Source organism: Legionella clemsonensis (assembly GCF_002240035.1).
Taxonomy (GTDB): domain Bacteria; phylum Pseudomonadota; class Gammaproteobacteria; order Legionellales; family Legionellaceae; genus Tatlockia; species Tatlockia clemsonensis.
The window spans coordinates 798057-822457 of sequence record NZ_CP016397.1 but is presented as its reverse complement, the minus strand read 5'-3'; the positions used below and the strand labels follow the sequence as shown (position 1 = coordinate 822457).

Genomic DNA, 24401 nt, shown 5'->3' with positions numbered 1-24401 from the left:
GATCTAATGACTGAGCATGTAAAAAAGCGGCCTCTTGTAGTCGTTCGCAACGCCAAAATCAGTGATATTCCAAGTATACGGAAGTTAGTTGCACGGGCTTATCCTGATCATATGGAGACTTATTCACCTGATGCGTTGCGTGGGCAAATTCATCATTTTCCCACAGGACAATTTGTTGTGGAATACGAAGAGCAAATTATAGGCTATTGCGCAACCTTCAAGATTAGCGGTGACATCGCCCTTAAGCCTCATACCTGGAATGAAATCACGGGGGGTGGGTTTGCTTCCCGCCATGATCCTAATGGAGACTTTCTGTATGGAATGGAAGTGTGTGTCCATCCGGACTATCGTGGTTTACGTATTGGCAATAGACTCTACACAGCCCGTAAGAAGTTATGTCAGGCCGAAGGTTTAAAGGGTATTGTCTTTGGCGGTCGAATTCCACGTTATCATAAGCAACATAAAAAATATCCTAATGTTCATGATTATATTAATGCGGTTATCCATAAGGAAGTTAGGGATCCTGTACTGTCATTTCAACTACGTAATGATTTTCAACTCATTGGTGTCCTTCCCCACTATCTTCCTATTGACAGACAATCCATGGGTTATGCCGCTCATTTAGTTTGGTATACACCCCTTGCCATGATTACGGAACAAGCCGGACAAAAAGCAACACCCGAACCTGTTGTTGATAAAGTTAGGCTAAGTGTCGTGCAATATATGCAGCGGCCGGTACAGTCTTTTGAAGAATTCTCCCAGCACGTGGAATATTTTATTGATGTCGTTGCCGATTACTATGCCGATTTTATTCTTTTTCCGGAATTGTTTACCATGCAGTTACTGTCCATCCAAAATATTGACCTAAGTCCTGAGAAAGCTATTTTACAACTGACTGAATATACAGAACCTTATCTAGAATTAATGTCTTCGCTGGCTGTCAAATATAATATCAATATTATTGGAGGAAGCCATCCTACCAAAGCGGCAGACATGATTTACAATGTCGCCTATGTTTTCTTGCGGGACGGCCAAATTCACGAACAATATAAAATTCACCCTACTCCTAATGAGCGCTACTGGTGGAATATTCACGGCGGCGATCAATTGACTACGATTATGACTGATTGCGGTCCTATTGCTGTATTAATTTGCTATGACTGTGAATTTCCAGAACTGGCCAGACATGTCGTAAACCAGGGGGCCAAGCTCTTGTTTGTACCGTTTTGCACGGATGAGAGACAGGCTTACATGCGCGTTCGCTATTGTGCACAAGCCCGCGCCATCGAAAATCAATGTTACGTTCTTATGGCAGGTAATGTAGGCAATTTGCCTGGTGTTGCCAACATGGCCATTCAATATGCGCAAAGCAGTATTTTTACTCCTTGTGACTTTCCATTTTCCCGAGATGGAATCGCCGCAGACACCACGCCTAATGTGGAAATGGTATGTTTCGCTGATTTGAGCATGCATAATTTAGAAATTGTTCGCAATCAGGGTACCGTGCTTAATCTTAAAGACCGTCGTCATGATTTATACTCTGTGAGATGGAAGCATAAATAAATTTCTCCTAATTAAGATTTTCTTAAGATTTAATTGTTATTATTTTGAACAACTAAATCTTGTATGGATTTAGATGCGACCTATCTTCTCCTTAAGGATAATTTGGAGGACTGGTGAAAACACTTAGTTTTAATGACTAAACGGGTTTGTCGCTGAGACAAAGAAGATGAACAAATAATCCACTTGGGTTATTTCCTGTTTGTTAACTTTAATTCAGCGAAGTGTTTGTTCACCAAGCCAAATTTTCCCATCTTTTTTGTTTCTTATTTAACCTAAAAAGCGTGTTGTTCAGTAAGCAGCGGGCTTGATAATTTCATAGGAGTCTAAAGATGAAACAACCCATCGTGTTCGTAGCCAATTGTTCCTTTAAAGAGTTAAATGGCAACTGTAATAATTATTTGGTGCGAGAGAGCAGTAGATATCCCTTAAATTTAACCGTTTCCTATTTTGATAAAGAGAGGGGCTTGTTGAATACACGCATTTGTTTTGCAAAAGGGCAATGGCAACTGGCTGATAAAGTAGATAAAAATGAGATAAGCGCTCCTGATGGGGATGCTCAAAAATTACTAAATTTTCTGGAAAGGACCTTTAATCGCACAAACTTGTTACTGCCTAAACCTGACGAAGCAAGTAGCAACGTGATTATTTATAAAGAATTACCTCGCATTGAATCAAGAGAAGAAGAGGAACACCATCTCGCTCCCCAAAAGAAATTTACGTTCCGTCCATTGTTCTCACCCAGTGATCTTAAGCCAGAGCAGAACTTTGTTTTTACAAAAAACAGTGATTCTGAACTAAAAAATGCAGTTCCAGGAACCTGGCTTGTCCGTGAAAGTTCAAATGACAAAATGCTTACTGTTTCACGCAAAGAAAGTACCTCAGCAGGTAATAAAATTCGGTGTTTTCGTTGTGTGTGTGTAAATGGTGAATGGTATGAAGAGAACGAAATTCCAAGTAATATTGTCATTGATAGAACATACCAGCCCAATCCACAGGAAGAAGCAGCTCGTTTGTTAGAATTTCTCGAGCATTTAGGGTTCGAAGAAAAACATAGGTTGACTCCCAGCCTCATATGGAAATCGACTCACCCCTACTTTCATCATTTTACTGTAAAAGCTTCTGAAGCAGTTAATCCAGAACTAAACCCAATCAGCGTCGAAGAGTATTTTCATAAGAGAGAACAGAAAAAAGCACAGCACAGACAAGCCTCGATTGTCACGCCCAATCCTCACACCGAAACAGTATTTAAAGATACCGTTGAAATTGATGGAGTCAATATTTATGAGTGTCCCGCTGTTAGTGAATGTTACCAGGTAAAACAGGGTAGTGAGATTACCTTGGGTGACCTTCATGCCAATACTATGAAATTGCTCTTTACACTGGTGTTTCATGGCATTGCTCGTATCCCGGAAGAAAATTATCAGGAACTTTCTAAAATTTATAAAAAAGACAAACATGAAAGAAAGGACTACCAACAATTTGCTGAATTATTGGAGAGCATGGAATTTGTCGATGAAACTATTCGTAAAACCCTATTAATAAGATTAGTCGGTGATGACTTCGCTGACAGAGGTCGAAACGATTTTTTCACTATGTTGCTACTTAATAAATTAGCTAGCGTAAAAATTCAGGTTAAAAGTTTAGCTTCAAATCATACCATTGAATTTATAGAGGCTATAGAAAAGGAACTGAAAAGACGGGAAAATGAAAAAGCGCTACCAGCTCAAGCAATAACAGGCAGAGAAGAGGAAGAAATTACGGAGCAATTAGACAATCCTCAAGAATCTGTGAGAGGAAGTGATTTCGAGCCATCTCGTTTTTTTGGCTTTTCTGTTCAAAAATCCATGATACTACTTAAATGGGCTATTGAGGAAGATAAAACCGTAGATTGGGAAGAAGTGGTTAGTCTCTATAACAATATTTACAGGCCAATGTCTTGCGTTCTTTCTTATACTCTGGATCATGAGAACAACGGAATCACTTTGTATAGCCATGCTCCTATTGATGTTGAAGTAATCCAAAATTTAGCAAAAGCTTGGGAGGTTAAATATGACGACAGAACTCCTCAAGCATTAGCTGCATCAATTGATCGCATTAATCAACATTATCAACAATATGCCGGCTCAAATCAAATTCATAAATTATATGATCCTCAGGATATGACAGCAGCTGCAAGTGAGTATAACTTGATTGATAAACAAAAAAACCCATTCCTTTTTCTGATGTGGAACAGAGATTACACAGCAATTAATCGGTCTGCACAGCATAATGGTTATTTTGTAAGCTATGTGCATGGACATGATAGCGGTGAGTTAATAGCCAGTGCGAATGTGCGAAATCTCGACAATGAGTTAGGAAAATATGACGAAAAAACCTTGGGTAAATACACGGCTGTTTGCACTATGAGAGGTCCAGCCTTGGCAAAAACCAGAGAAGCCACTGTCGGTGCTCAAATAGAACAATTTGGTTTCCTGGGGCAGCGCAGACAACGGCAGGAAGCTACTTCTTCTGCTGCTACAATGACTTTAAGTTCGTAACATGAGTTGATTTTCCCTCCCCAGAAGGAGGGAAATCATTATTATAACTGATCAAGGGCAAACCGGCGTTATTGCGAAGAGCGTAGCGGAGCAATCCGGGGATACGAAGCTCGGCAACCTGATTTTATACGCTATTAATTACTTGCCTTTGATGTGACGCTTTAATTCATAACCTATAAGTAGCAACTGTTAATTCTTACAGTTACTACTTACAACGCCATTACATAAGAACAAATTCTTCTGCCTCGGAATCCAGATCAGTATCCTCCTCAGGTTTTGCTGCAGAGGATGATGAGGCTTCTGCAGGCTGTGGTTTAGAGTGACTGGACCATATCGAACACCATGAACTTAAATTATAACCACTTCTTTTAGCAGCTGAAGTAGATGGGATTGAAACCTCATTGGACCCTTTATAGGCGCTTTGATCCATGTATTCGCCAAGATAGGCCAGGGCTGCACGGGTGTAATCGCCAAATTGATAGGGTTTGACTGTGGTTGACGAAGCAGATGAGGGTTGAGACATAGAAGAATTTGCTTCTTGCAGACGCTCCTTGATCACTTCTATCACCTTCATGAGATCAGCAATGGTCGTATCAGAAAATTTTGCTGGATGTCCATCTGCTAATCTATTGTTACACTTAATTATTTCTGCTGCTAAAAGAGCATAACGAGGCCCACGCTGGACTGGCTGAATAAGATAAAAAGAGAGATCAGCCATATCTGGAGAATGTGTTGAAAGATATTGATTCAGTTGATTAAATTTAGCAGGATTAGCTGCCACTTCTTTAAGATAAATTTCATGCCAACCTAAATAGTCTTTATACAGGGTAAAAAAAGCTTTAATTAACTGAATGCGATGAATTTTTAATGCATTAAGCGAAGAAATATTGGGCTCTGCAAAAGTCACTTTTACGTTTTCTATTAACCTATCTGAGACTTCTTTCAATTGAGAAAGATAAATTTTTAATTGGGCAAAAAGCTCACTGTCGGGCATTGATAATTTAAGTAAAAAATCTAAGGTCTTGTTGTAGGTGCTTTCTGTATCCAATATTTCTTTAATGACTTTGTTTTCATCCAGCATTTTTTGAATTTCGTTAACCGGTAACATAATAATCTCCACATGAGCGCATATTGCGCAAAAATTAAACTAATCGGAGAAATATTATCACCGCCCTTATTAAGTGAGGCTTAATGGAAAAGGTTTTTTGCAAGAAACTTTGGTGATCAGTCACAACCAATTGGAATGGTGGGCAATTCTCAGCCTTTTAGTGAATATCTTTTTGCAAGTTACTGCTTCTGTGCGCTATAAGAAAATTTTTATAGGAACTAAAACGGCTGGGGCTAAAGGGTATGGGATCCGTGACTAAATCATCGCCGGTGATCATTTCGGCAAGTAAACGTCCGGTAACTGGTCCTAAAGTTAATCCATGATGCGCATGTCCAAAGGCAAACCAAAGTGTAGCATGACGAGGAGCTTGTCCGATAATAGGTAGCATATCAGGCGTACAAGGGCGACATCCCATCCAGGGCAATTCATCAAGACGTTTGGTGATAGGGAAAAGTGTGCGTGCAATTGGCTCTACTGTATTGAGCTGCACTGGTGTTTTTCTGGAATCTCGTGCTGCAAATTCAGCACCGGTAGTGAGTCGAATTCCACGTGTCATTGGGGCCATTACATAACCATTTTCTATATCAAGAACAGGATGAAACAGCTTTGCATCAGCTTTTGCTTCATAATGCATATGATAGCCACGTTTAACTGCCAGTGGAAAACGGTAGCCAAGGCGGGAGAGCAGTAGATCTGACCATGGCCCCAAAGTAATGACCGTTGAGTCTGCTTTAACAACACCTTGTTCTGTTTTAACTGTCCATTTCTCAGTCAGCGTATTTGCATTGCCACAGAAAAAGCAACCGCCAATTTTTTTGAAATAATTAGCATAAGCCCTAACCAATGCACCTGGATCACTCACTGTCTCAGACTCCGTATAACGAAGAGCTCCTAGGAGAGAATGGTCAAGATTGGGCTCAAGTTTTCGTAATAAAAGGGGATCTAGCATTTCAAATTTGATGTCATGTTCATCGCGGCATTTTTCAGCAAACTTGATTTCTATATCCTGTACTTTTGCAGTACGAAAAACCTTTAGCCATCCTCCTGTTCTTATTAGATGACTCACACCAGCTAACGCTGCCAACTTATGATGTTCAGTAACACTATGTTCAATTAAAGTTGCATAGGAACGCGCAATTTCGGCATGTCGCACAGGATGAGAATTACACCAGTACTGCCATAAAAAAGGAGTGAGTTTCACTAGCGTTCGAGGATGATATCTCACCTCCGGCGAGCGATTAAATGCATATTTAACGAGCGAAGATAACCCTCTTGGAAATCCATAAGGATAGACACCTTCCCGCTGAATTAAACCTGCATTGCCAAATGAGGTTTCACTACCCGGGGTTTTTAAATCGACCAAGGCAACTGAACGACCACGCAGTTGCAAATGCGTAGCTACTGACACACCTATAATCCCACCACCAAGTACCAAGACATCAAATTTCATTCATTACATCCTTTTAATTTCTACTTCCAACCTAAAGACAAGTTCCCGTTAGAATACGCAGATCTTTGAATAACCCCTACTATAAAATAGCCGCCAAACGACACGCCTGATTAATGGCATGTCGGGCATCTAATTCCAATGCTTTAAATGCTCCACCAATTAAATGAACAGACTTACCTTCCTCTTTTAACGGCTCATAAAGTTCGCGTAACTCCTTTTGCCCGGCACAAATAATGATCGAATCCACATTTAGCAATTCTTTCTTTTCATTCACGTGCAAATGCAGGCCTTCATCATCTATGCGTTCATATTGAACACCGGAGAGCATTTTAACATTGCGATGTTTTAAGCTCAGACGATGGATCCAGCCTGTTGTTTTACCCAGATTTTTACCATGTTTTTCTTTTTTACGCTGCAATAAGTAAATTTGACGTAGCCCTGGCTTTCTTTGAGGTGTCTTTAACCCACCGCGATGTGCCATTTTTATATCAATCCCCCACTCCTCATAAAATTGTTCTGTATCTTCTTCAGAAGTATGAGTCAATAATTCCGCCACATCGAAACCAATACCACCTGCACCTATAATTGCTACTCGTTCTCCCGGGGTTTTTCGTTCGCGAATCAAATCGACATAACTCATGACTTTATTATGGTTAATCCCCTCAATATTAGGAACACGAGGCGTAATGCCGGTTGCCAGAACAATCTCATCAAAATTTCTCAACAGATCTTTCGTAGCCTGGGTTTTTAAGCGCACGTCAACCTGAAAATTTTCCAATTGATGAGTGAAATAATTAATAGTGTGCTGAAACTCCTCTTTTCCTGGAATTTTTTTGGCCAAATTAAATTGACCTCCCAGCACCTCGCCTTGTTCGAAGAGTGTCACTTTATGACCACGCTCAGCAGCAACCGCAGCAAAGGCCAAACCAGCAGGGCCTGCACCTACTACAGCAATGCGTTTAGGATGATCAACCGTTTCATAAACCAACTCGGTTTCATTACAAGCGCGAGGATTGACCAAACAGGAGGCAGTTTTATTAACAAAGACGCGATCCAGACACGCCTGATTGCAAGCAATGCATATATTAATCGCTTTGGTATCACCCGCTTTTGCTTTTTGAGGAAATTGGGGGTCAGCCAGGAAAGGCCTTGCCATTGAAATCATATCCGCAACTCCTTCCTCAAGAAGTTTATTTGCAAGCTCTGGGGTGTTGATGCGATTTGAAGTAATCACAGGTATTGATATTTCCGGTTTAAGCTTTTTGGTAACTGGGGTAAATGCAGCAGGCGGTACCAAGGTGGCAATCGTAGGAATGCGAGCTTCATGCCAGCCTATACCAGTATTAATAAGTGTAGCCCCTGCTTCTTCAATGGCTTTTGCCAATTGCACCACCTCGTCCCAACTGCTACCGTCGTTAATTAAATCAAGCATTGACAGACGATAAATAATGATGAATTTTTCCCCAACTGCCTCGCGTACGCTTCTTACAATCTCAACAGGAAAACGCATACGATTGGTAAAAGAACCGCCCCACTCATCCGTACGTTGATTGGTATGGGCAACAATAAACTGATTAATGAGATAGCCTTCACTACCCATAATTTCAACACCATCATAACCAGCTTGTTGGGCAAGGCGCGCGCATCGAGCAAAATGCTGAATGGTTTTTATAATGCGACGTCTGCTCAATACCCACGGTTTAAAAGGACTAATGGGCGATTTCAACTTACTTGGCGCTACAACAAAAGGATGGTAACCATAACGGCCAGCATGTAAAATCTGTAAGGCAATTTTACCACCGGCATCATGTACTGTATGAGTAACCAACTCATGCAGCTGCTGCTCTTTAGCAGAGGTTAGTTTAGCAGCAAAGGGCGCTAAACGACCGGCACGATTGGGAGCAAAGCCTCCCGTCACGATTAAACCAGCGCCGCCTAAAGCTCTTTCTTTGTAAAACGTTGCAAGACGTAGTAAATTTTCCTTATCTTCCTCCAAACCCGTATGCATCGAGCCCATAAGCAAGCGATTTTTTAATTGGGTAAAACCTAAGTCAAGTGGCTGAAATAATGATTTAAAAGGGGTATTGTCAATTTTCAATTCCATTGAGTACTCACCAAAAGCAGTTAAACTTAAAGTATAATATACTTAAATAACAGACTGGAGTATGTTATGAAAAAACATGAAAAAAAGGATCACCCTGAAATTAAAGAGATAAAAAACATTTGTGATGTATCACCGAATACAAAACAAACAAAAAATGTTTGTGATGTCCAAAAGAAAGAAACCAACCGCAAGCGTGAACAAAATAACAGATAAATTTGTTATGATTTACTATTCCTAAAACAAATATCGCAGGGAGCATCATGAATAAATTAATTATTTTTCTTTTAGTTAGTCTTTTTGGCACTACCAGTTACGCTGGTCAGGTCGAAGCAATTCTTTATACAACCTCAAATGGTAATAAAGAAATTGGTAAGGTGCTATTTAAAGATACCGATTACGGTTTATTAATTATTCCCAGTCTCAATGCACTACCACCTGGCCCACATGGTTTTCACTTACACCAACATGCCGACTGCGGCGATAAAGGGAAACATGCCGGTGGTCATTATGATCCTGAAAAAACTGATAGCCACCAGGGCCCCTATGGCAAAGGCCATTTAGGTGATTTACCAGTGCTATATGTAGCTGCTGATGGAAGTGCAACTACTCCAGTGCTGGCTCCACGATTAAAAACTAATGATCTTCAAGGATTGGCCGTTATGGTTCACGAAGGTGGTGATACTTACAGTGACAATCCACCTTTAGGCGGTGGTGGTGATAGAATCGCTTGCGGACCCATTCAATAAGTGTGTTGATGCCCTCTTATTTTGGTTAAACTTAAGTTTTCTGCGTTGCCCATCCCAGGATGGGCAACCCCTTTTATAGTTCGAGCGTTACGACTGTACTGTGAAGAACAGCACTAATGCGACCAATGCGAGAAAGAGCTTGTGCTGAAAAACCATGCTCCTTAAGTTGACGCATATGAGCACTAATGCAGGCCCCACAACCATTTAATATAGAGACTGCTAATGATAAAATCTCAAAAGTCGCACGATCCACTCCTGGGTTCATTATACCCTGCATACGCAGTCCTGCAGGAACTTGAGCCAACTCTGGCTGTTCGCTTAAATGGACAAAGCGGTAATAGACATTTGTCATGGCCATTAAACTCGCTGCAAGTTTAGCACTCTCACTCATTGACTCTGCATGAGGTAAAGCAAGTAACTCCTCTAACAAGGGCTGGTTTCCCAAATGAAAAGCTACAGCAAGAGCGCTGCCTACAATTTGTTGTTCACTCAATCCATCCGTTTGCGTTAAATCAAGTACTTTTCCTAAATTAATTCGCATATCTTTAGCAAATTCAGGTAATTGCTGTTTAATGTTTTCAAGCATGATTCTATCCTTTATTATGCATCTTGACGCAAATTCACATCAAGGTTGTTAGTCATTCACTAGCGGCTTATTCGATGTGAATGGTCTCTTCTCCCTTTTTCCAATTACAAGGGCAGAGCTCATCTGTTTGTAAAGCGTCCAGCACCCGTAACACTTCTTGCGGATTGCGTCCTACATTTAAATCAGTGACCATTACAAATCGTATTACTCCCTCAGGATCTACAATAAAAGTAGCGCGTTGTGAAACACCTTCTTTCTCATCAAGAATACCCAGGGACTGACTCAATTCACGTTTGATATCCGCTAACATAGGAAAAGGTAAGTCATGTAAATCAGGATGTTGATTACGCCAGGCTAAATGAACAAATTCACTATCGATACTCGCACCTAGTACTTGTGTATCGCGGTCCTGAAATTCGTTATTTAATTTGCCAAATTCTGCAATTTCGGTGGGACATACAAAGGTAAAATCTTTTGGCCAGAAAAAAATTACTAACCATTTACCTTGGTAGGTTTCGTTTGAAATCACTTTAAAGGCATTAGGCACCTCATTACTTACGGTGGCTTTTAAATGAAATTCAGGAAATTTGCTGCCTACACTAATCATTTTTCTTCTCCTAATTTTTGCTGTCCTCTTTAATGTAGCCTTTGCCATTTAATAAGTAAAATCAAATATTTTTATAGTATTGATAGGAAAAATCGATTAATGTATCAGCAAATTACAGGCCACACATCATACTTTCTTTAAAGTAATAAAAAGCAATCCTGATTATCCCCACCACATTGAGGCAACATCAAAAAAGACGCACGTCATCCCGAACATAGTTGATCTCCTTTGTATCAGAAGATGTCTCACTACGTTCGACATGACGTACGTCTTTGGGAGCAAAGAAGGATCCTCAATAAGGGATAGGGTTCTACTACAGAAGATCATGCGGCTTTGCCGCATTCTGGATGACGAGAGGTAAATAGACAAAAGACTCCAACACGTCATCCTGAAAGCGACACCGTCGCTTGAAGGATCTTCGTTCAAAGAGCGGGATTTATCTGCCGGGGGATCCTTCGCTTTGCTCAGGATTGACGGTAATTTGTGCAAGATGATAGTGTGAAATTTATTCAAAATGATACTCTCTTGCCTGATAATAAATCTTTTTGTTTATTTTTAAAATTCAATATGGTAAAAATGGACATTTTTTATTTTTAAATATTTAGGAGAAAATAGGTGAAGCCCATTGTTTTTTTTACGGATGCAGGCAAAGATGGTGATGATTTATTAGCAACTGTGCATAGCATTTTACAAGCAAAATCAGCGGGCGTTATTCCCGTGGAAACTCCTATCCATTTGGTAACTACCGATGAAATACCCTGTGATAACAAAGGAGTTCAACATCCTGAGGGACAATATGGTTTACGAGCACTTTATCTATCCATGGAGCTTGCCAAACTTCAACAACAATTAACCTTACCGCCTGAAGCTTTTCCAACGATTATTGTGGGTTCTAAGACAACCTATTACTCTTTTGATGAAGAAAAACAAAAATTCTATCATCACGAGACAGACAGTTTTGCCTTTTATCCTAATGAAGAAGTAGAACAATATTATGCTAAATCAGATGCTGATAAGTCACTTTGTTTATTGGGAGACTCAACTTCATGGGTTGAGAAACTGCAAAAAACAGTACCTGAAGGCGCAGCACTGGTTAGTATAGCTGCTTTCGATGCGGTTAGTGATTTTATTACTACAATTCCCGCTGAGCAGCAGAACAATTTTAGCCTGACAACGATGGGTTATAACAGATCCTATTCTCATTCAGAATATGAGTCAAAAATAGCAAATCCACGTTTCCCCTATAATGCTCGCATTACTGACCCGCATAAAGCACCTCAAGCAATTATCAATATAATGAAACTAAATGGTTTGCATGTGGTTTCGGAAACGACTCGAACATTACCCCAATATAATTCGAAAACCTGGCTAGCGAGCTTTTCAGAAATTATGGCTCGTGCTTACCCGCTTCATGCAGCACAGTATTCCGAATCGTTGTTGTCCGGCATAGTAGCCTTTTTAAAACATTCTAAATACCATGCATTTTGGCCTCATGATGTGGTTTGTTCTTTGGCAGTTTTACTTGAACTGGGACAATGGGAAAAACTTGGGCTACCAAAACTCAAAAAAGAGATGCTTTTTACCAGCGTGGAAAACACTCCGGCTCAACAGCTTAGTTTACGTATGGTAGGTAGCACGGGGGTATTAATTGACGCTACGGTAGAGGCACAAGAAAAGGATGTTAAATTAGGTACAGAACAGCAATTTTTTACTTACGGTAAAGAGCTGGATAATATTTTCTTCACTTCCCTGCTTCATTTTTTAGCGATAGAGGCCTTGCCGGTTGAGAAGAAAAAAGCGCTAGTCTCATTACAAACAAGTTATAAAACTATTTTGCAATTGAAAGCACGGCTTTTTGAATTGAAGAACACAGCCAACAGTGAGCCTGAACCATTAGAAGCTTTAGAAAAGGAAATTAAAAGCCTCTGGACGTTGGCAAGCCTTAAAGAATTACAAAGCCAGTTAGCCCTGATCATGCAGGATGAGCTTTTAAGCGAGGATACCCAATATCTTTTAGGTCAAGAAAATGCTGAATGCTCCATCGCCAGATTCACTACCCAGCAAGCAAAGGGCCTGCATGATTTTATAGGTGCACTAATCACCTGGGGTGAATATTTAGACGATAAGTCGATGTTAAATGATGACTTACTAAAATGGATTAAAGATTTAGCTGAATTCATACAAAAAATGAAATTTGCGTTAACCGAATCAACAGTAGCAAGTTTGCAAAAAGCCCTACAGCAGGTTTCTCCTGAGAAAAAATTTTCTCCATTAACCACTGCACTATTAAATGATTGCAGAAAAATGTTTTTATATACAGATAGAGTAAGGGAATTGCTCAAAGAAAAAGACATACTGGGGGTTGAGTTTAAGCGCACCGGAAACAGTATGTTATATGCGATTTCAGCGCTTAGTGGTCATCTGACTATTCCATTCCCTCGCGGTATTTTTGGAATGACTGAACAATATAAAGCCTTACTCAGTTTAAGTGCCCAAAAACCTTCCTACAAGGAAGCCTTTCTGTTGCACCTTGCTATTCATGATGCAGGCAAAGGCGATGTGATTAAGAATGCGGTCAGGATGAATAAGCAGGGAATTTATTATGTCATTATTGACAATAAATGCTATCAATTAGAATCTAATGGAGAAGTACAAGAGGTTGATGACGAAGAATTCAACCAGGCAAAAGAACATGTTGATCACGATGCAGCACTTGAAGTGTATGCAATAGCAGGATCAAAGCTAAAAAGCTGTTCGCGAACCGAATTCCTTATTTGGGGTGGTCCCACCACTGAAATAAAAGATAGAGAAACGTTTGCAGTTTGTGATGAATTAATTTCTCTATGTAATGAAACCAATATCGCACAAATTGTTCAAGGAGAAATCCCTTTTATCGGCGTTAAAAAAGGCCTGGATTTATTTTTTAAAGCCTATCAACAAGACCCTGAAAAAGCAAAACTCATCTTTGCCCATCACTGTTATGATATTTTTGGTGCAGCACCTCTAGATTCATACGCCAGTATCACTGGAGGCTTCAGTCCAGAGATCCACATCAAGATTAATCTGCTTTATGAAACCTTATTGGAGGTAGCAGAAGAAGGACTGGGTGAAAAAGCCAGTAGTGAAGCCTATCATCGTTATCGTCAAAAATTAGCGCAGGCTATTCCAGAAATTGCTGTTCAGGAAAACGCTCAAGAGCCTGCACTTCTTGCTAAAACACGTCTTGCACAAATGCTGCGTTGCCATTTATTTAAGACAGCAATTAATGTTCAAACCAAGCAACAAACTATCTCTGAGCATGGGATTTACGATGCACATACTCGATTGTTTGTTAGAAGCATTGAGGCAGCAGTTAATAAACTACCAAAGTCAATACAGGACGAGTTAATTGAATTTCTTAACAGAAATACCTATGAAACTGATAAACCTGCTGTTATGGTCATGTACGGTCCAAAATTATTATTGACTGCAACGACGGGCGCTGAATTTGCACCCGTTGAGCCAACTGATGAGCAAGTCATCGTCGCTCGTCTAATCCCCATGTTAACACTTTATCACGACTTATATGCGCTTCAGGCGAGTAAATTACAAGAGAGCTCTGCATCCTACGGAGTGATTGATGTCAATGAGTTAACTTTAATTCTTCAGCGAGTGTTCCTGTTATATCAAAAGGCTAGTGCTGAAGAAAAAAATAATTTTGCTTCCCTGCTTTTCACCCTGCAAGAGAAAGGTTTGGCTAAAGAATTTTTAGCTAAGCTTGGTGATTCTAAATTGTTACAAGATGAGACTCAACAGCGGCTTAAACTCACCGAAGTTGTTGCAATGTTTGATCTTCCCTTTAAGGTAACTGAAGCTGGATTGGTAACCAATATTCTTAAACCAACTAATGAGACAGCTCCAGAGCCCACTATAATGCCTCCGGCTAATTCTCTAATGCCCCCTGTAAACCATTCTACTGATACAGCGTTGAGTGATAATGTGGAGATGGGTAAGAAAAAACCAGCCTCGAACCAACTTTCTGACATTATTGCCGCCATTGAGAAAGGAAAATCAAAAACAGAAAAGCAAAAAATTCTGCTGGATGAAGTTAAAGCCAGACAACTCTCTATCGATGAGTTCTCCTCTCTCTACAATGCCATTAAAGAAATTACCGCATTGAATGAGCACCGAAATCCTCGCTTTGATAGTTTCTTTGGTATAAAAAACACAACCTCCTGGCGAAATACCTTAGCAGAATTCAGGAAACGTGCTTTGAACACTTTAAGAGTTGAAGTCACTGAACTTCCCGATATTCAAACGCAACTCACTGCTCTAAAAAAAGCCAGAACGTTGCCTTTATTTTGCGAACATCGAAACAATTCAATTTTTAAAGGAGCTTGGGGTAGAACCACATCCGCCAGCATACTCGATCGATATATCGAACTAACTGAGGAAGAAATAAGAAATCAAAACAATACTCTCCGCTCCTCTTTATAGCGACTAACTTATTAGCCCCATTATCCTGAAATTCAGGATATGGGCTTAATAACGAAGTAGGTATGTAGGTTCGTTTGTGATGCTCAACATAGTAAGCATTTACTCTGTCTGGGCTAATTTTGATTGATTTCCACCTAATAGGGTGTTCAAATACACTGTATTCTTACCATGGAGACCTCTATGTCCAAAGAAGAAATAATTTGTCGTCTCGTTCGTCAGCTAACCCAACAAGCTTTACAAAAAACTTGTTGTCGGTGAAATTACCTCCTCTTCAAGACCTGCTTGCTTATGAAAATGAGCAAGTAGTTCGTTATTTTTGCCATTACTATACCGCATTTTCCCATGAAGAAGGCCAGCAGTTGCTTTCTGATCTTCTGGCCTGGCTATGGTTAAATGCTTATCGAAAAACGTATAACAAATCGACCTATTTATTTGGGCCGTTGTTGACCTTGGATAAAATTTGGCATGCATTTATATTGCATACAGAGGATTATGTAGCATTCTGCGAACATTATTTTGGTCACTATTTTCACCATAATATTGAACCTGTTGGATCTGAACATGAACTCAGTCCAGAAGAACTAGCTGACTTTCTTAATGATGCCTTTGAATGGATTGGTCAAGAATGGATTAAGCGCCATTTTGGCCAGCTACTAAATGAAATTTAAAGGTGATTGATTGTTGTATAGCTGTATGAAACCAATTGTCAAGCAAGTTTAGATAACGTATTATCTTAACTCGACAATCACATCAACAGTTTTATATTTTGCAGCGATTTTGTCAGAGTATTGAGTGATAGTGAACGTACATTACCTTTTTCGGAGTGAAGCCATGACAGCCGAACGCTTTTCGGCCTCTATTGTGAACCGACTGTCATTACCTGGCGCCCAAAAAATGCCTCAAGGCTATTATCGCTCTAAATTGTTTATTGCGCCTTTTACCACCAATCCGCTAGTTGCTGCAGCAGGTCCTCTGCTTTCACTTCTCGAACGTTTGTATGTAACGCCCACACTTCCTCCTATTAATAGTATTCGTGAAAATATTGATCATGAATTGCGGGCTTTTCATAGTCGCTTAAGTGGCAAAACCTATACGGAAGAATTTGATGCCATCGCTCACTATTTGTTATGTGCTACAATTGATGAATTATTAGGCAAAAATTATTTGCGCCTGTATGGAAAAATAGCCGAATTTAAAGCATTCACGCCTTCTTCTCATGATGATGTAGGGCCACAGCAACGCTTTTTTGATATTGTCAAATACATCAAGGAAAGACCTAATCAATATCTGGATCTGATTGAATTGGCTTACTACTGTTTAATTACCGGTTTTGAAGGTGAACAACACGGCCGTACAGATGGAAGGCAGGTCCTAGATGATTTAATTGAAGAATTATATCAGTTAATCAAACAATATCGTGTTAATAAATCACATCATTTGTTTAAAGAGCAAAAACACGTGGTTAATTTTTCCAAGAACTATAAGCCACTGATAATTAGCACTATTCTTGCCTTGGGTGTTTTGATTGGCGGCTATTTAATAAGTCATTTTTTACTTGAGAACCAAGCTAAATTTGTCCAGTTTGGACATACCGTGGCGGCTAAACTGGATGACTAATGGATAAATCGTTAACCGAACTTTGTAATGCACTCAAAAAAATTCTCGGTTTTCTAAAACCGCAAAATAATGCCATTTCCTTTCTAATCCTCACAGGGAAAATTAACCAAGGTAAAACCACTCTATTACGCCAAAGTAATTTAATGCATTATCCTGTCGAAACAGAGAATAGTGCAAATTTCTTTTACAATCAGCATGGGGTGATTCTTGAACTGGGTGAATCATGGCTTAATCAAAGTGAAAATTTGCTGGCCTATACTTTGAAACAGTTAAATCGCTGTCATAGTAGCGTTAAAGTCACGGGAATTGTTTTATGCATAGACAGCAATGAGTTGTTACTTACTGAACCCGTACAACTTTTAGAACATTGTAAAACCCACACACAACTGTTGGAACGATTTGCTCATGGGTTGGGGTATACTGTTGATGCATCAATTATTCTAACCAAACTTGATGCTTTGGCAGGATTTTGTGATTTTTTTCAAACTGATCATGTTAATGATCTGATTAAACCCCTTGGCTTCTCATTAAGTTATGTCAACCATCGAAAAGGTTTACTTGATCATTATCGCCATCAATTTGAGCAAATGATTGAAGTGCTGGGTCATCAAATCATTAACAAGTTACATCCTGCTCGTTCAAGCGTAAAGAGAACCTTGATTCGCGAATTTCCATTACAATTGGCCAGCTTGCGAATACCGGTGCAATCCTTGATACAAAATTTACCACTGCAACTTCTTCGCCTACAAGCTATTTATTTTACCAGTGCAGAACAAGGGGGTTTAAGCATTGATAAATTAAATAAAAAAATTCAGCATGAATATGCATTGACTATCCAGGATAAGTATCCGCAATCAAACAATTACCGTGCTTATTTTATCGAGGGAGCGATAAGGGCATTCCAGGAACAAACAAAGCGCTATACGGCTCAATTAAATACCACACAGAAATGCCTAATCGGTCTTGCCACAAGTATTGTCAGTTTGTCATTAATCTGGGTAGTGCAACAACATTTCAAAACATCTCGCCTCCTGGATGAAGCCAGCAAGGAACTTATTACTTATGAGACTTTTTTAGGACAAGCTAATGATAAAACATCGGCTCTCTACCATTTATCATTGGCAGCGGCCAAGTTACAGCAGATACCAAGTAACCTATTGTCTGTTTCGGCGATTGAGCAACTAAAAAATCAACTTCACAGGAATACCAAACATCGTCTGCATGATGATTTTCTCCCCGAGCTTTTGGCAGGTATTGAACGTATTATGCTGGATCCTGCACAAACACAAACGGCACGTTATCAGGCACTCAAAATATATTTGATGTTGGGAGAACCAGAGCATTCTGTAGAAGCAGAGATAACTAAATGGTTTAGTGATTATTGGAAAACCACTCATCAGCAAAGTGGATTGCATAAAAAGCTAACTTTATTACAACATGCTCTAAGACGGCCGATACAGCCAGTTGCTATTAATAAACAGTTAGTTAGCGATGTGCGTAATTATCTTAACGCCTTACCTGCTACTTATTTGTACTATACCCTGGCAAAAAATAGTTTCCCTACCGCCAGCTACCCTATTGCTGTCGAGGGATTTGATCTGGCAAGTAAAACATTACCTTATTTTTATACGAAAACTGGATTTCTGGAAATTATAGCGGCCTTACCTAAAATTTCTGCACAACTACAACGCGAAAACTGGGTACTGGCTCGTCAGGATTTGGCTAACCTGCCTGCTCAGCTTGAACAGGCTTATTGCTTTGAATACGTCACCTGGTGGCAAAATTTTATTCGTCGTACGAGACCCTTGCATTACCAGGATTACCAGCAAGCAAGACAGCTCACGCAGACGCTGTATCAAAACAATGCTTTGGCTAAATTAATTAAACTGATTCAGCAACAAACTGCACCAGATGCCAATGAGAATGCTGTATTGTTTAATCAAAAGATTGCCAATGAATTTACAAACTTAAATTTAATGAGTGATTCCACAATTAATGATTTAACGCTAAGCATTAATGAATTGGAAAAATTTCTGACTACTTTGTCTCTGGTTAATGATCAGGGACGGACCACCTTTGAATTAACCAAAAATCGTTTTCAAGGTAGTACTTCTGCTGATCCATTAAGTAATTTATATAATAAAACAAGACAATTACCAGAACCTATTGCTACATGGACAAAACAGATCGCTGACGATACCTGGTTTATTTTTATCAGCGAAAGTAAAACCTATCTGAATCGCTTATGGGAGCAGCAAGTTTATAGTGAGTATCAGCTCACCATTGCAAATCGCTATCCACTGGATCCGTCGCGAACAGAGGAAGTATCGCTGATTGATTTTAATCACTTCTTCTCACCACATGGCACCTTAAATAACTTTGTCAGTAATTACTTAAAGCCATTCCTGGATACCTCCTCTCCTCAATGGCAACCTAAAGAAGTTAATGGTTATGTCATGCCTATTTCAAGCGATATTACGAATGAGCTCATCCGTGCCAATGTAATTACCAACATGTTCTTTTTACCGGATAATGACATTAGTAAAATTGCATTTAGTTTACAAAAAATTAATCTGGATCCTGTCGTAGCCAACCTTCAATTAACCATCGGCAAAACTACTCTCACTGACAATCAGAACAGTGACTCCTTTACCCAATTCAACTGGCCACAAAATGATGCTAAATTAAGCCTGGATTCTATCGAAGGCAATCACTATGAGCTAGAAGAAGTCGGGCCATGGGCCTTCTTTAAAATGCTGCAGAAAGTTAATGTGTTAGTGGATAGTGAAGACAGTGCAAGTTTACAAATTTTATTTGAAGTGAATGGCAACTCTGGCAGGTACTTGTTGAAAACCCAAAATCAAATTAATCCTTTCAGCCCTGGAATTTTGACCGGATTTTTCTTGAACAAAGAAGTAACCTGAAATGTCTTAACTGCGCTGTGCTCCCTTAAGCCTATCTCCAAGTAGGCTTAAGGGAGCACAGCGAAATCAAAGGTTCTTCAAAAACCCTGTAGCGAACTCACGTGGCTTTATGCACTTGTTCCAACAACGTAACTAATGCTTGCTTATCAATAAAACCCACTGCATTGAGCTCAGCTAAGGATTTACCATACGTATCGAAAAACAGCATTGTCGGAGTGCCATAAATAGCAAACGCTTTTTTAATTTTCTTCACTTCAAAATTGTCAGTATCACTGATATCCACCTTAAGATTAATCAAGCCTGTCATTGCCTTGGCTACCTCTGGCTGATTAAAAACCCTCGAATCCATCTCCTGACAATCACTACACCAGGATGCATAGAACTCGAGAAATACTGCCCTATGCGCCTGTTGAGCTTCAGCTAAATGCTTTTGGAGTGCTGCCAAATTATTAACGTGAATAAACGGTGCTTTTATCGGATGGATGGCTCTCGCTCCCTGGGGGGCAGAAATGGCTGTGATGGTTGAATAAGCGATAATGCCACCTGTTAGCAGAATCACTATTCCCAATCCTTGAAACAGTTTTCCCAATTTAGTAACTTGGGTGCGTAAACTTCCTAAGCTGATACTGGTAATCATCAGTAAAGTAGCCCAAAGTAATTTCACCCAGGTCTCAGGCAATAGCCGCCCTAACATCCAAATTGCCATAGCCAACATTATAACGCCAAATAGTTGCTTAATTTTTAGCATCCATGGGCCTGTTTTCGGTAATAAAGCACCCTGACCTGCTCCTACCACCATTAAAGGGATACCCATTCCTAAAGCCATAACAAAAAGAATGACTCCTCCCATCCAGGCCTCTCCGCTCTGACCAATATAAGTCAATACCCCTATTAAAGGTGCAGTTACACAAGGAGAAACAACCAAGGTGGAGATTATTCCCATGCAAACTACCGATGCCACAGTGGCACGATTATTCTTTTGACCTAATGAGGCTAAACGCGCATTCATTTTTTGCGGCATACGCAGTTCAAATAGACCGAACATGGATAAAGCCATCAATACAAAAATTGCACTAAAGGTGATAATCACCATCGGTCTTTGCATCCAGGTTTGTAAGGTACTGCCCATGTAGCCAGCCAGTATGCCCGCAACTGCATAGGTTATAGCCATACCTAAAACATAGCTGAAGGAAAGTTTTATAGCTTTTGCAGTTGATAACGCTTTTTGTCCCACAATAATTCCCGATAAAATGGGTACCATGGGTAACACACAGGGCGTAAAGGCTAATAAGATACCGAGGCCGAAAAATACACTTAAATAGACCCAAGCACTATGCGCTTGAATAAAATGCATTACTGTTAATGGGTTCGCACTTTCGAATGCTGGGGTAAAAGACCAGACAGCCTGCGAAATAAGCATAAGCATCAAAATGCTTATATAAGATTTCAGATTGTTCATAGTTAATCCTTTTTTAATGAATTGTTAAATAATTCAATTGATGAGATTAAGTGACTTTTCGCTAGAACAACGATGATTTAAGTAGCACAGAATGTCGGCATACTTCCGATAAGCCTATAAGAGAAGGACTTATATGCTTTCATTAATCATTCATCATGCTAGCAGTTAAAAATGGGAGGTTTGAATAATCTGAAATAAGGTGGGACTGAACTAAACTGTCTATACCTATAAAAAAGCAAACCAGCGAATACAAAAAAATATAAATCAGTTTCTATTCCCCATTCAGCAAGAGTATAGGTTGCTGACAGTGGACAGGATGTTATTGATGTGCTGCCTCCTCCTGAGCATTTATTAACGGCGTTGTATTGTATTGTAGCTGGAGAATCTACAGAAGGCGCATAGTGAAGTAATGGCTTTATTGAAAATAAAACCAGACTTACAAGAATAATATAATGAAATAAGCGAGTGGTTGCTTTCATAAGCACATGATAACAAACCTCCAGTCCTTGTGTAAAGATTAATCAAGAACTTGATTTATCACTAGGCACTAATTTAAGTGCAGGCTTCAGGGGAATAGAACAAACAAAGGAAGTTCCTCCTGTAGATGAATGCCCTAATTGCATACTGCCGCCATGCGCCTCTATGATTGTTCCACAAATGGCAATTTCAAGATCAATACGGAAATTTTGTTTTAATTTTTCCCAAATTACTTTGGCCTGACCAGTAGAAAAAAGAGAATCCTTATTATACACAGCAATTTGTAAATTATTACCTTCTGTAGTCACGGTTAAAACTATCGCTGTTCCTTTTGGCGTATACTTACAGACATTCTGCAGTAGGGTGATAAGCACACGCTCTATCAAAAGCTTATCCACAAAAACCAAAGGAAGATTGTTTTGGGAGAATGTTTCTACAGGATGAGTTGTTATTTTACTATGCAAAGCACGGCTAACATTCGTTAGGATCTCTTCAAAACGATACCACTGCAAATTTAGCTTTAATTCCCCACTCTTGATGCGCGCCATTTCCATTAAATTTTTAATTAATAACTCCATGTGCACTATTTCTTTTTTTAATGCATGTAGCAATTCTTGTTGCAAAGGAGTTAGCATGGAGTCCTTTCTAATCAGTAATTCTGATAAATGGATCATAGAAGCCAGAGGCGTTTGTAAATCATAAGACAAACTCGCCAGCAACGAATTTCGCATCCGTTCAGATTCCATCTGAACAAGCGCATCCTGGGCTACTTGAATAAAATGGACTCGCTCCAGAGCGATTGCCGCCAGAGCTGCAAAAGTATCCAGTTGTTGGCGCTCTTCAGGTTTTTTTAACCACTCTGAAGTTTTGGGTTTAATAACGAGTAAACCTCGTGTTCGCATAGGAGCTATCAGAGGCAAATAGAAAAAGTTGTTCCCAGGCAACGTGTCTGTCCCCAAACCTGCTGATTCTTTATGATCAAATGCCCACTGCGCAATCCCCATATCCAAACCTTGCATCGCTTCAGTAACAGGTTCTGTTTTCAACGGCGGTTGCAAGTGACCATTCTCGTCTGGCAAAAGTAGCCAGGCACGTGCGCTAAATGCATGTTGAACATACATCCTAGTAGTTTCCAAAATAGACTCAACTAACAAGGCACCCGCCAATTCATAGGCAAATTTATATAGTACATGGGTTCGCGACTCTCGCTGTCCTTTCATGAATAGTTGATAACGTAAATTCGCAGTTAAATGTCCCGTAATCAAAGCAATGAGTAATATTAAACCCAACATGAGACCATGCTGCCAATCCACTATCAAAAAGGAAAATCGCGGCTCTATAAAAAAGAAATTCAAGGCGCCAATGGCAGTTAAAGCAGCAACAAGTGCAGGTCCGCGTCCAAAACGAATAGCAACTAGTAAGGCGGTTAATAAAAACAGCAATCCTATATTAATCAGATTGAGATGAAACTCTAAAATTTTGGTGATTAGAATAGTAAAAAAACTGGCTCCTACTGCTATCAAATAACGCGCATATCCTTTTTTTTCTTTTAGAGGCAATTCAATATCTTTTTCGCGAATCTCTCTATCTTTTTTTTCCAAATTGCCAATGACTAAAATATCAAAATCAGGGGCGTAAGCTGAAAGACGTGACAGTAAGGAGCTGTGCCAAAAACGGATAGATCGTCGTCTTCTTCCTAACACAATTTTTGAAAAATTCTGATTGCGAGCATAATGAATAATGGCCAACGCGACATCTTCACCCGTTAATATGGATGTCGTAGCGCCCAATTCCTCAGCCATCTTTAGTGCATTTAAGGCGTATTGCTTCTTTGAGAATGGCCGGCGCATCATTTCCGGTGTCTCCACATAAATGGCATGCCATTCGGCATTTAACTGGTTTGCTAATCTTGCAGTACTACGTACCACATATTCAGCACCAGGCCGTTCACAGATACATGCTAATAAGGCTGTATCAGTCTTCCAAACCTTATCAATCGATTGTTCAACACGGTAAGCCTGCACATCTTCTTCAAGACGCTCTGCGATTCGTCTCAATGCAAGTTCGCGAAGAGCAATTAAATTTCCTTTGCGAAAAAAATTTTTGGCAGCCAGTTCACCTTGCGGACCCTGATAAACTTTGCCTGCTTTTAAGCGCAGCAGTAAATCATCAGCCGTGATATCCACCATGACCACTTCGTCAGCTTTATTAAAGATAGTATCGGGAACAGTCTCAGCAATGTGCACATTAGTAATACCCCCGATGGTATCATTTAAACTTTCCAAATGTTGCACATTGAGAGTGGTAAATACATCAATACCCGCTTCGAGTAATTCTTCTATATCTTGCCAGCGCTTGGGGTGGCGCATACCTGGCAGGTTAGAATGGGCAAGCTCATCAACAAGAATTAATTGCGGGTGTCTGGCAAGCGCTGCATCAATGTCAAACTCATAGAGAGTCCTGCCACGATAAACAATAGTCTTACGTGGCAGGACAGGTAAACCGGATAATAAGGCTTGCGTTTCCTGACGTCCATGTGTTTCTACAAGACCAACAACCACCTCGCAGCCTTCTTTTTTTAGCTTCCTGGCCTCAACAAGCATGGCATAGGTTTTTCCCACTCCCGCTGAAGCTCCGAAATAAATTCTTAATTTTCCCTGAGAAGCTTGTTTCTCCTGACTTTGAACTTGAGCCAGTAAAGCATCGGGATCAGGCCTTTGATCATCCTTCCCAACCATGGGTTACTC

The 24401-nt window shown here is 39.9% G+C and carries 15 protein-coding genes; 8 read left to right on the top strand and 7 right to left on the bottom strand.

All coding sequences use genetic code 11. The features are described 5' to 3' along the window. Positions 1 to 6: 6 nt before the first annotated feature. Positions 7 to 1563: a bifunctional GNAT family N-acetyltransferase/carbon-nitrogen hydrolase family protein gene (locus clem_RS03580; RefSeq protein WP_094090363.1), complete on the top strand. Its 1557-nt coding sequence runs from the start codon at positions 7 to 9 to the stop codon at positions 1561 to 1563. A gap of 329 nt (positions 1564 to 1892) precedes the next feature. Then, positions 1893 to 4100 carry a hypothetical protein gene (locus clem_RS03575; RefSeq protein ID WP_094090362.1) on the top strand — a complete coding sequence of 736 codons (2208 nt, stop codon included), beginning with the start codon at positions 1893 to 1895 and terminating at the stop codon, positions 4098 to 4100. Positions 4101 to 4320: 220 nt separating this feature from the next. Here clem_RS03575 and clem_RS03570 read toward each other — a convergent pair whose 3' ends face one another. The 3 genes from clem_RS03570 to clem_RS03560 all read right to left on the bottom strand — a co-directional run bounded on the left by clem_RS03570 (position 4321) and on the right by clem_RS03560 (position 8762). After that, positions 4321 to 5208 (bottom strand): RhoGEF domain-containing protein, encoded by an 888-nt coding sequence (locus tag clem_RS03570; RefSeq protein WP_094090361.1) that lies wholly within the window; start codon positions 5206 to 5208, stop codon positions 4321 to 4323. 157 nt (positions 5209 to 5365) lie between these two features. After that, positions 5366 to 6658 (bottom strand): NAD(P)/FAD-dependent oxidoreductase, encoded by a 1293-nt coding sequence (locus tag clem_RS03565; RefSeq protein ID WP_094090360.1) that lies wholly within the window; start codon positions 6656 to 6658, stop codon positions 5366 to 5368. A gap of 79 nt (positions 6659 to 6737) precedes the next feature. Continuing rightward, entirely contained in the window at positions 6738 to 8762 is a 2025-nt protein-coding gene (locus clem_RS03560) for an oxidoreductase (protein ID WP_094090359.1), read from the bottom strand. A gap of 66 nt (positions 8763 to 8828) precedes the next feature. Between clem_RS03560 and clem_RS14760 the strand changes: the two genes are divergently transcribed. After that, the gene (locus tag clem_RS14760; protein WP_157698165.1) at positions 8829 to 8975 is read left to right on the top strand and encodes a hypothetical protein; all 147 of its coding nucleotides are present in this window, start codon (positions 8829 to 8831) and stop codon (positions 8973 to 8975) included. Positions 8976 to 9022: 47 nt separating this feature from the next. Continuing rightward, positions 9023 to 9508 (top strand): superoxide dismutase family protein, encoded by a 486-nt coding sequence (locus clem_RS03555; protein ID WP_094090358.1) that lies wholly within the window; start codon positions 9023 to 9025, stop codon positions 9506 to 9508. A gap of 73 nt (positions 9509 to 9581) precedes the next feature. On the opposite strand, the gene clem_RS03550 is transcribed toward clem_RS03555, so the two are convergent. Then, a complete protein-coding gene (locus tag clem_RS03550; protein ID WP_094090357.1) occupies positions 9582 to 10094 on the bottom strand; it encodes a carboxymuconolactone decarboxylase family protein in 513 nt (170 codons plus the stop codon). Between the two features lie 67 nt (positions 10095 to 10161). Beyond that, complete coding sequence (locus tag clem_RS03545) at positions 10162 to 10701, bottom strand: peroxiredoxin (protein ID WP_094090356.1); 540 nt, start codon at positions 10699 to 10701, stop codon at positions 10162 to 10164. A 615-nt stretch (positions 10702 to 11316) separates the two neighbouring features. On the opposite strand from clem_RS03545, the gene clem_RS03540 reads away from it, so the two are divergent. From clem_RS03540 to icmF, 4 genes are all read left to right on the top strand, one after another. Further along, on the top strand, positions 11317 to 15177 hold the full coding sequence (locus clem_RS03540; protein WP_094090355.1) for a hypothetical protein: 3861 nt from the start codon (positions 11317 to 11319) through the stop codon (positions 15175 to 15177). A 254-nt stretch (positions 15178 to 15431) separates the two neighbouring features. Next, positions 15432 to 15845 (top strand): glycine-rich domain-containing protein, encoded by a 414-nt coding sequence (locus tag clem_RS03535; protein ID WP_332460231.1) that lies wholly within the window; start codon positions 15432 to 15434, stop codon positions 15843 to 15845. A gap of 163 nt (positions 15846 to 16008) precedes the next feature. Next, the gene (gene icmH, locus clem_RS03530) at positions 16009 to 16794 is read left to right on the top strand and encodes a type IVB secretion system protein IcmH/DotU (RefSeq protein WP_094090354.1); all 786 of its coding nucleotides are present in this window, start codon (positions 16009 to 16011) and stop codon (positions 16792 to 16794) included. Further along, complete coding sequence (gene icmF, locus clem_RS03525; protein ID WP_094090353.1) at positions 16794 to 19718, top strand: type IVB secretion system protein IcmF; 2925 nt, start codon at positions 16794 to 16796, stop codon at positions 19716 to 19718. Before icmH ends, icmF begins: the two co-directional genes overlap by 1 nt. A gap of 97 nt (positions 19719 to 19815) precedes the next feature. Here the strand turns inward: icmF and dsbD are convergent, their stop codons facing one another. After that, complete coding sequence (gene dsbD / locus clem_RS03520; protein WP_094090352.1) at positions 19816 to 21177, bottom strand: protein-disulfide reductase DsbD; 1362 nt, start codon at positions 21175 to 21177, stop codon at positions 19816 to 19818. Positions 21178 to 21698: 521 nt separating this feature from the next. After that, positions 21699 to 24392: a DUF4118 domain-containing protein gene (locus tag clem_RS03510; RefSeq protein WP_094090350.1), complete on the bottom strand. Its 2694-nt coding sequence runs from the start codon at positions 24390 to 24392 to the stop codon at positions 21699 to 21701. Positions 24393 to 24401: the final 9 nt, after the last annotated feature.

Bases quoted from the DNA above. Each gene is read 5' to 3' on its own strand.
- clem_RS03580 (WP_094090363.1), top strand. From the start codon at position 7: ATGACTGAGCATGTAAAAAAGCGGCCTCTTGTAGTCGTTCGCAACGCC.
- clem_RS03575 (WP_094090362.1), top strand. From the start codon at position 1,893: ATGAAACAACCCATCGTGTTCGTAGCCAATTGTTCCTTTAAAGAGTTA.
- clem_RS03570 (WP_094090361.1), bottom strand. From the start codon at position 5,208: ATGTTACCGGTTAACGAAATTCAAAAAATGCTGGATGAAAACAAAGTC.
- clem_RS03565 (WP_094090360.1), bottom strand. From the start codon at position 6,658: ATGAAATTTGATGTCTTGGTACTTGGTGGTGGGATTATAGGTGTGTCA.
- clem_RS03560 (WP_094090359.1), bottom strand. From the start codon at position 8,762: ATGGAATTGAAAATTGACAATACCCCTTTTAAATCATTATTTCAGCCA.
- clem_RS14760 (WP_157698165.1), top strand. From the start codon at position 8,829: ATGAAAAAACATGAAAAAAAGGATCACCCTGAAATTAAAGAGATAAAA.
- clem_RS03555 (WP_094090358.1), top strand. From the start codon at position 9,023: ATGAATAAATTAATTATTTTTCTTTTAGTTAGTCTTTTTGGCACTACC.
- clem_RS03550 (WP_094090357.1), bottom strand. From the start codon at position 10,094: ATGCTTGAAAACATTAAACAGCAATTACCTGAATTTGCTAAAGATATG.
- clem_RS03545 (WP_094090356.1), bottom strand. From the start codon at position 10,701: ATGATTAGTGTAGGCAGCAAATTTCCTGAATTTCATTTAAAAGCCACC.
- icmH (WP_094090354.1), top strand. From the start codon at position 16,009: ATGACAGCCGAACGCTTTTCGGCCTCTATTGTGAACCGACTGTCATTA.
- icmF (WP_094090353.1), top strand. From the start codon at position 16,794: ATGGATAAATCGTTAACCGAACTTTGTAATGCACTCAAAAAAATTCTC.
- dsbD (WP_094090352.1), bottom strand. From the start codon at position 21,177: ATGAACAATCTGAAATCTTATATAAGCATTTTGATGCTTATGCTTATT.
- clem_RS03510 (WP_094090350.1), bottom strand. From the start codon at position 24,392: ATGGTTGGGAAGGATGATCAAAGGCCTGATCCCGATGCTTTACTGGCT.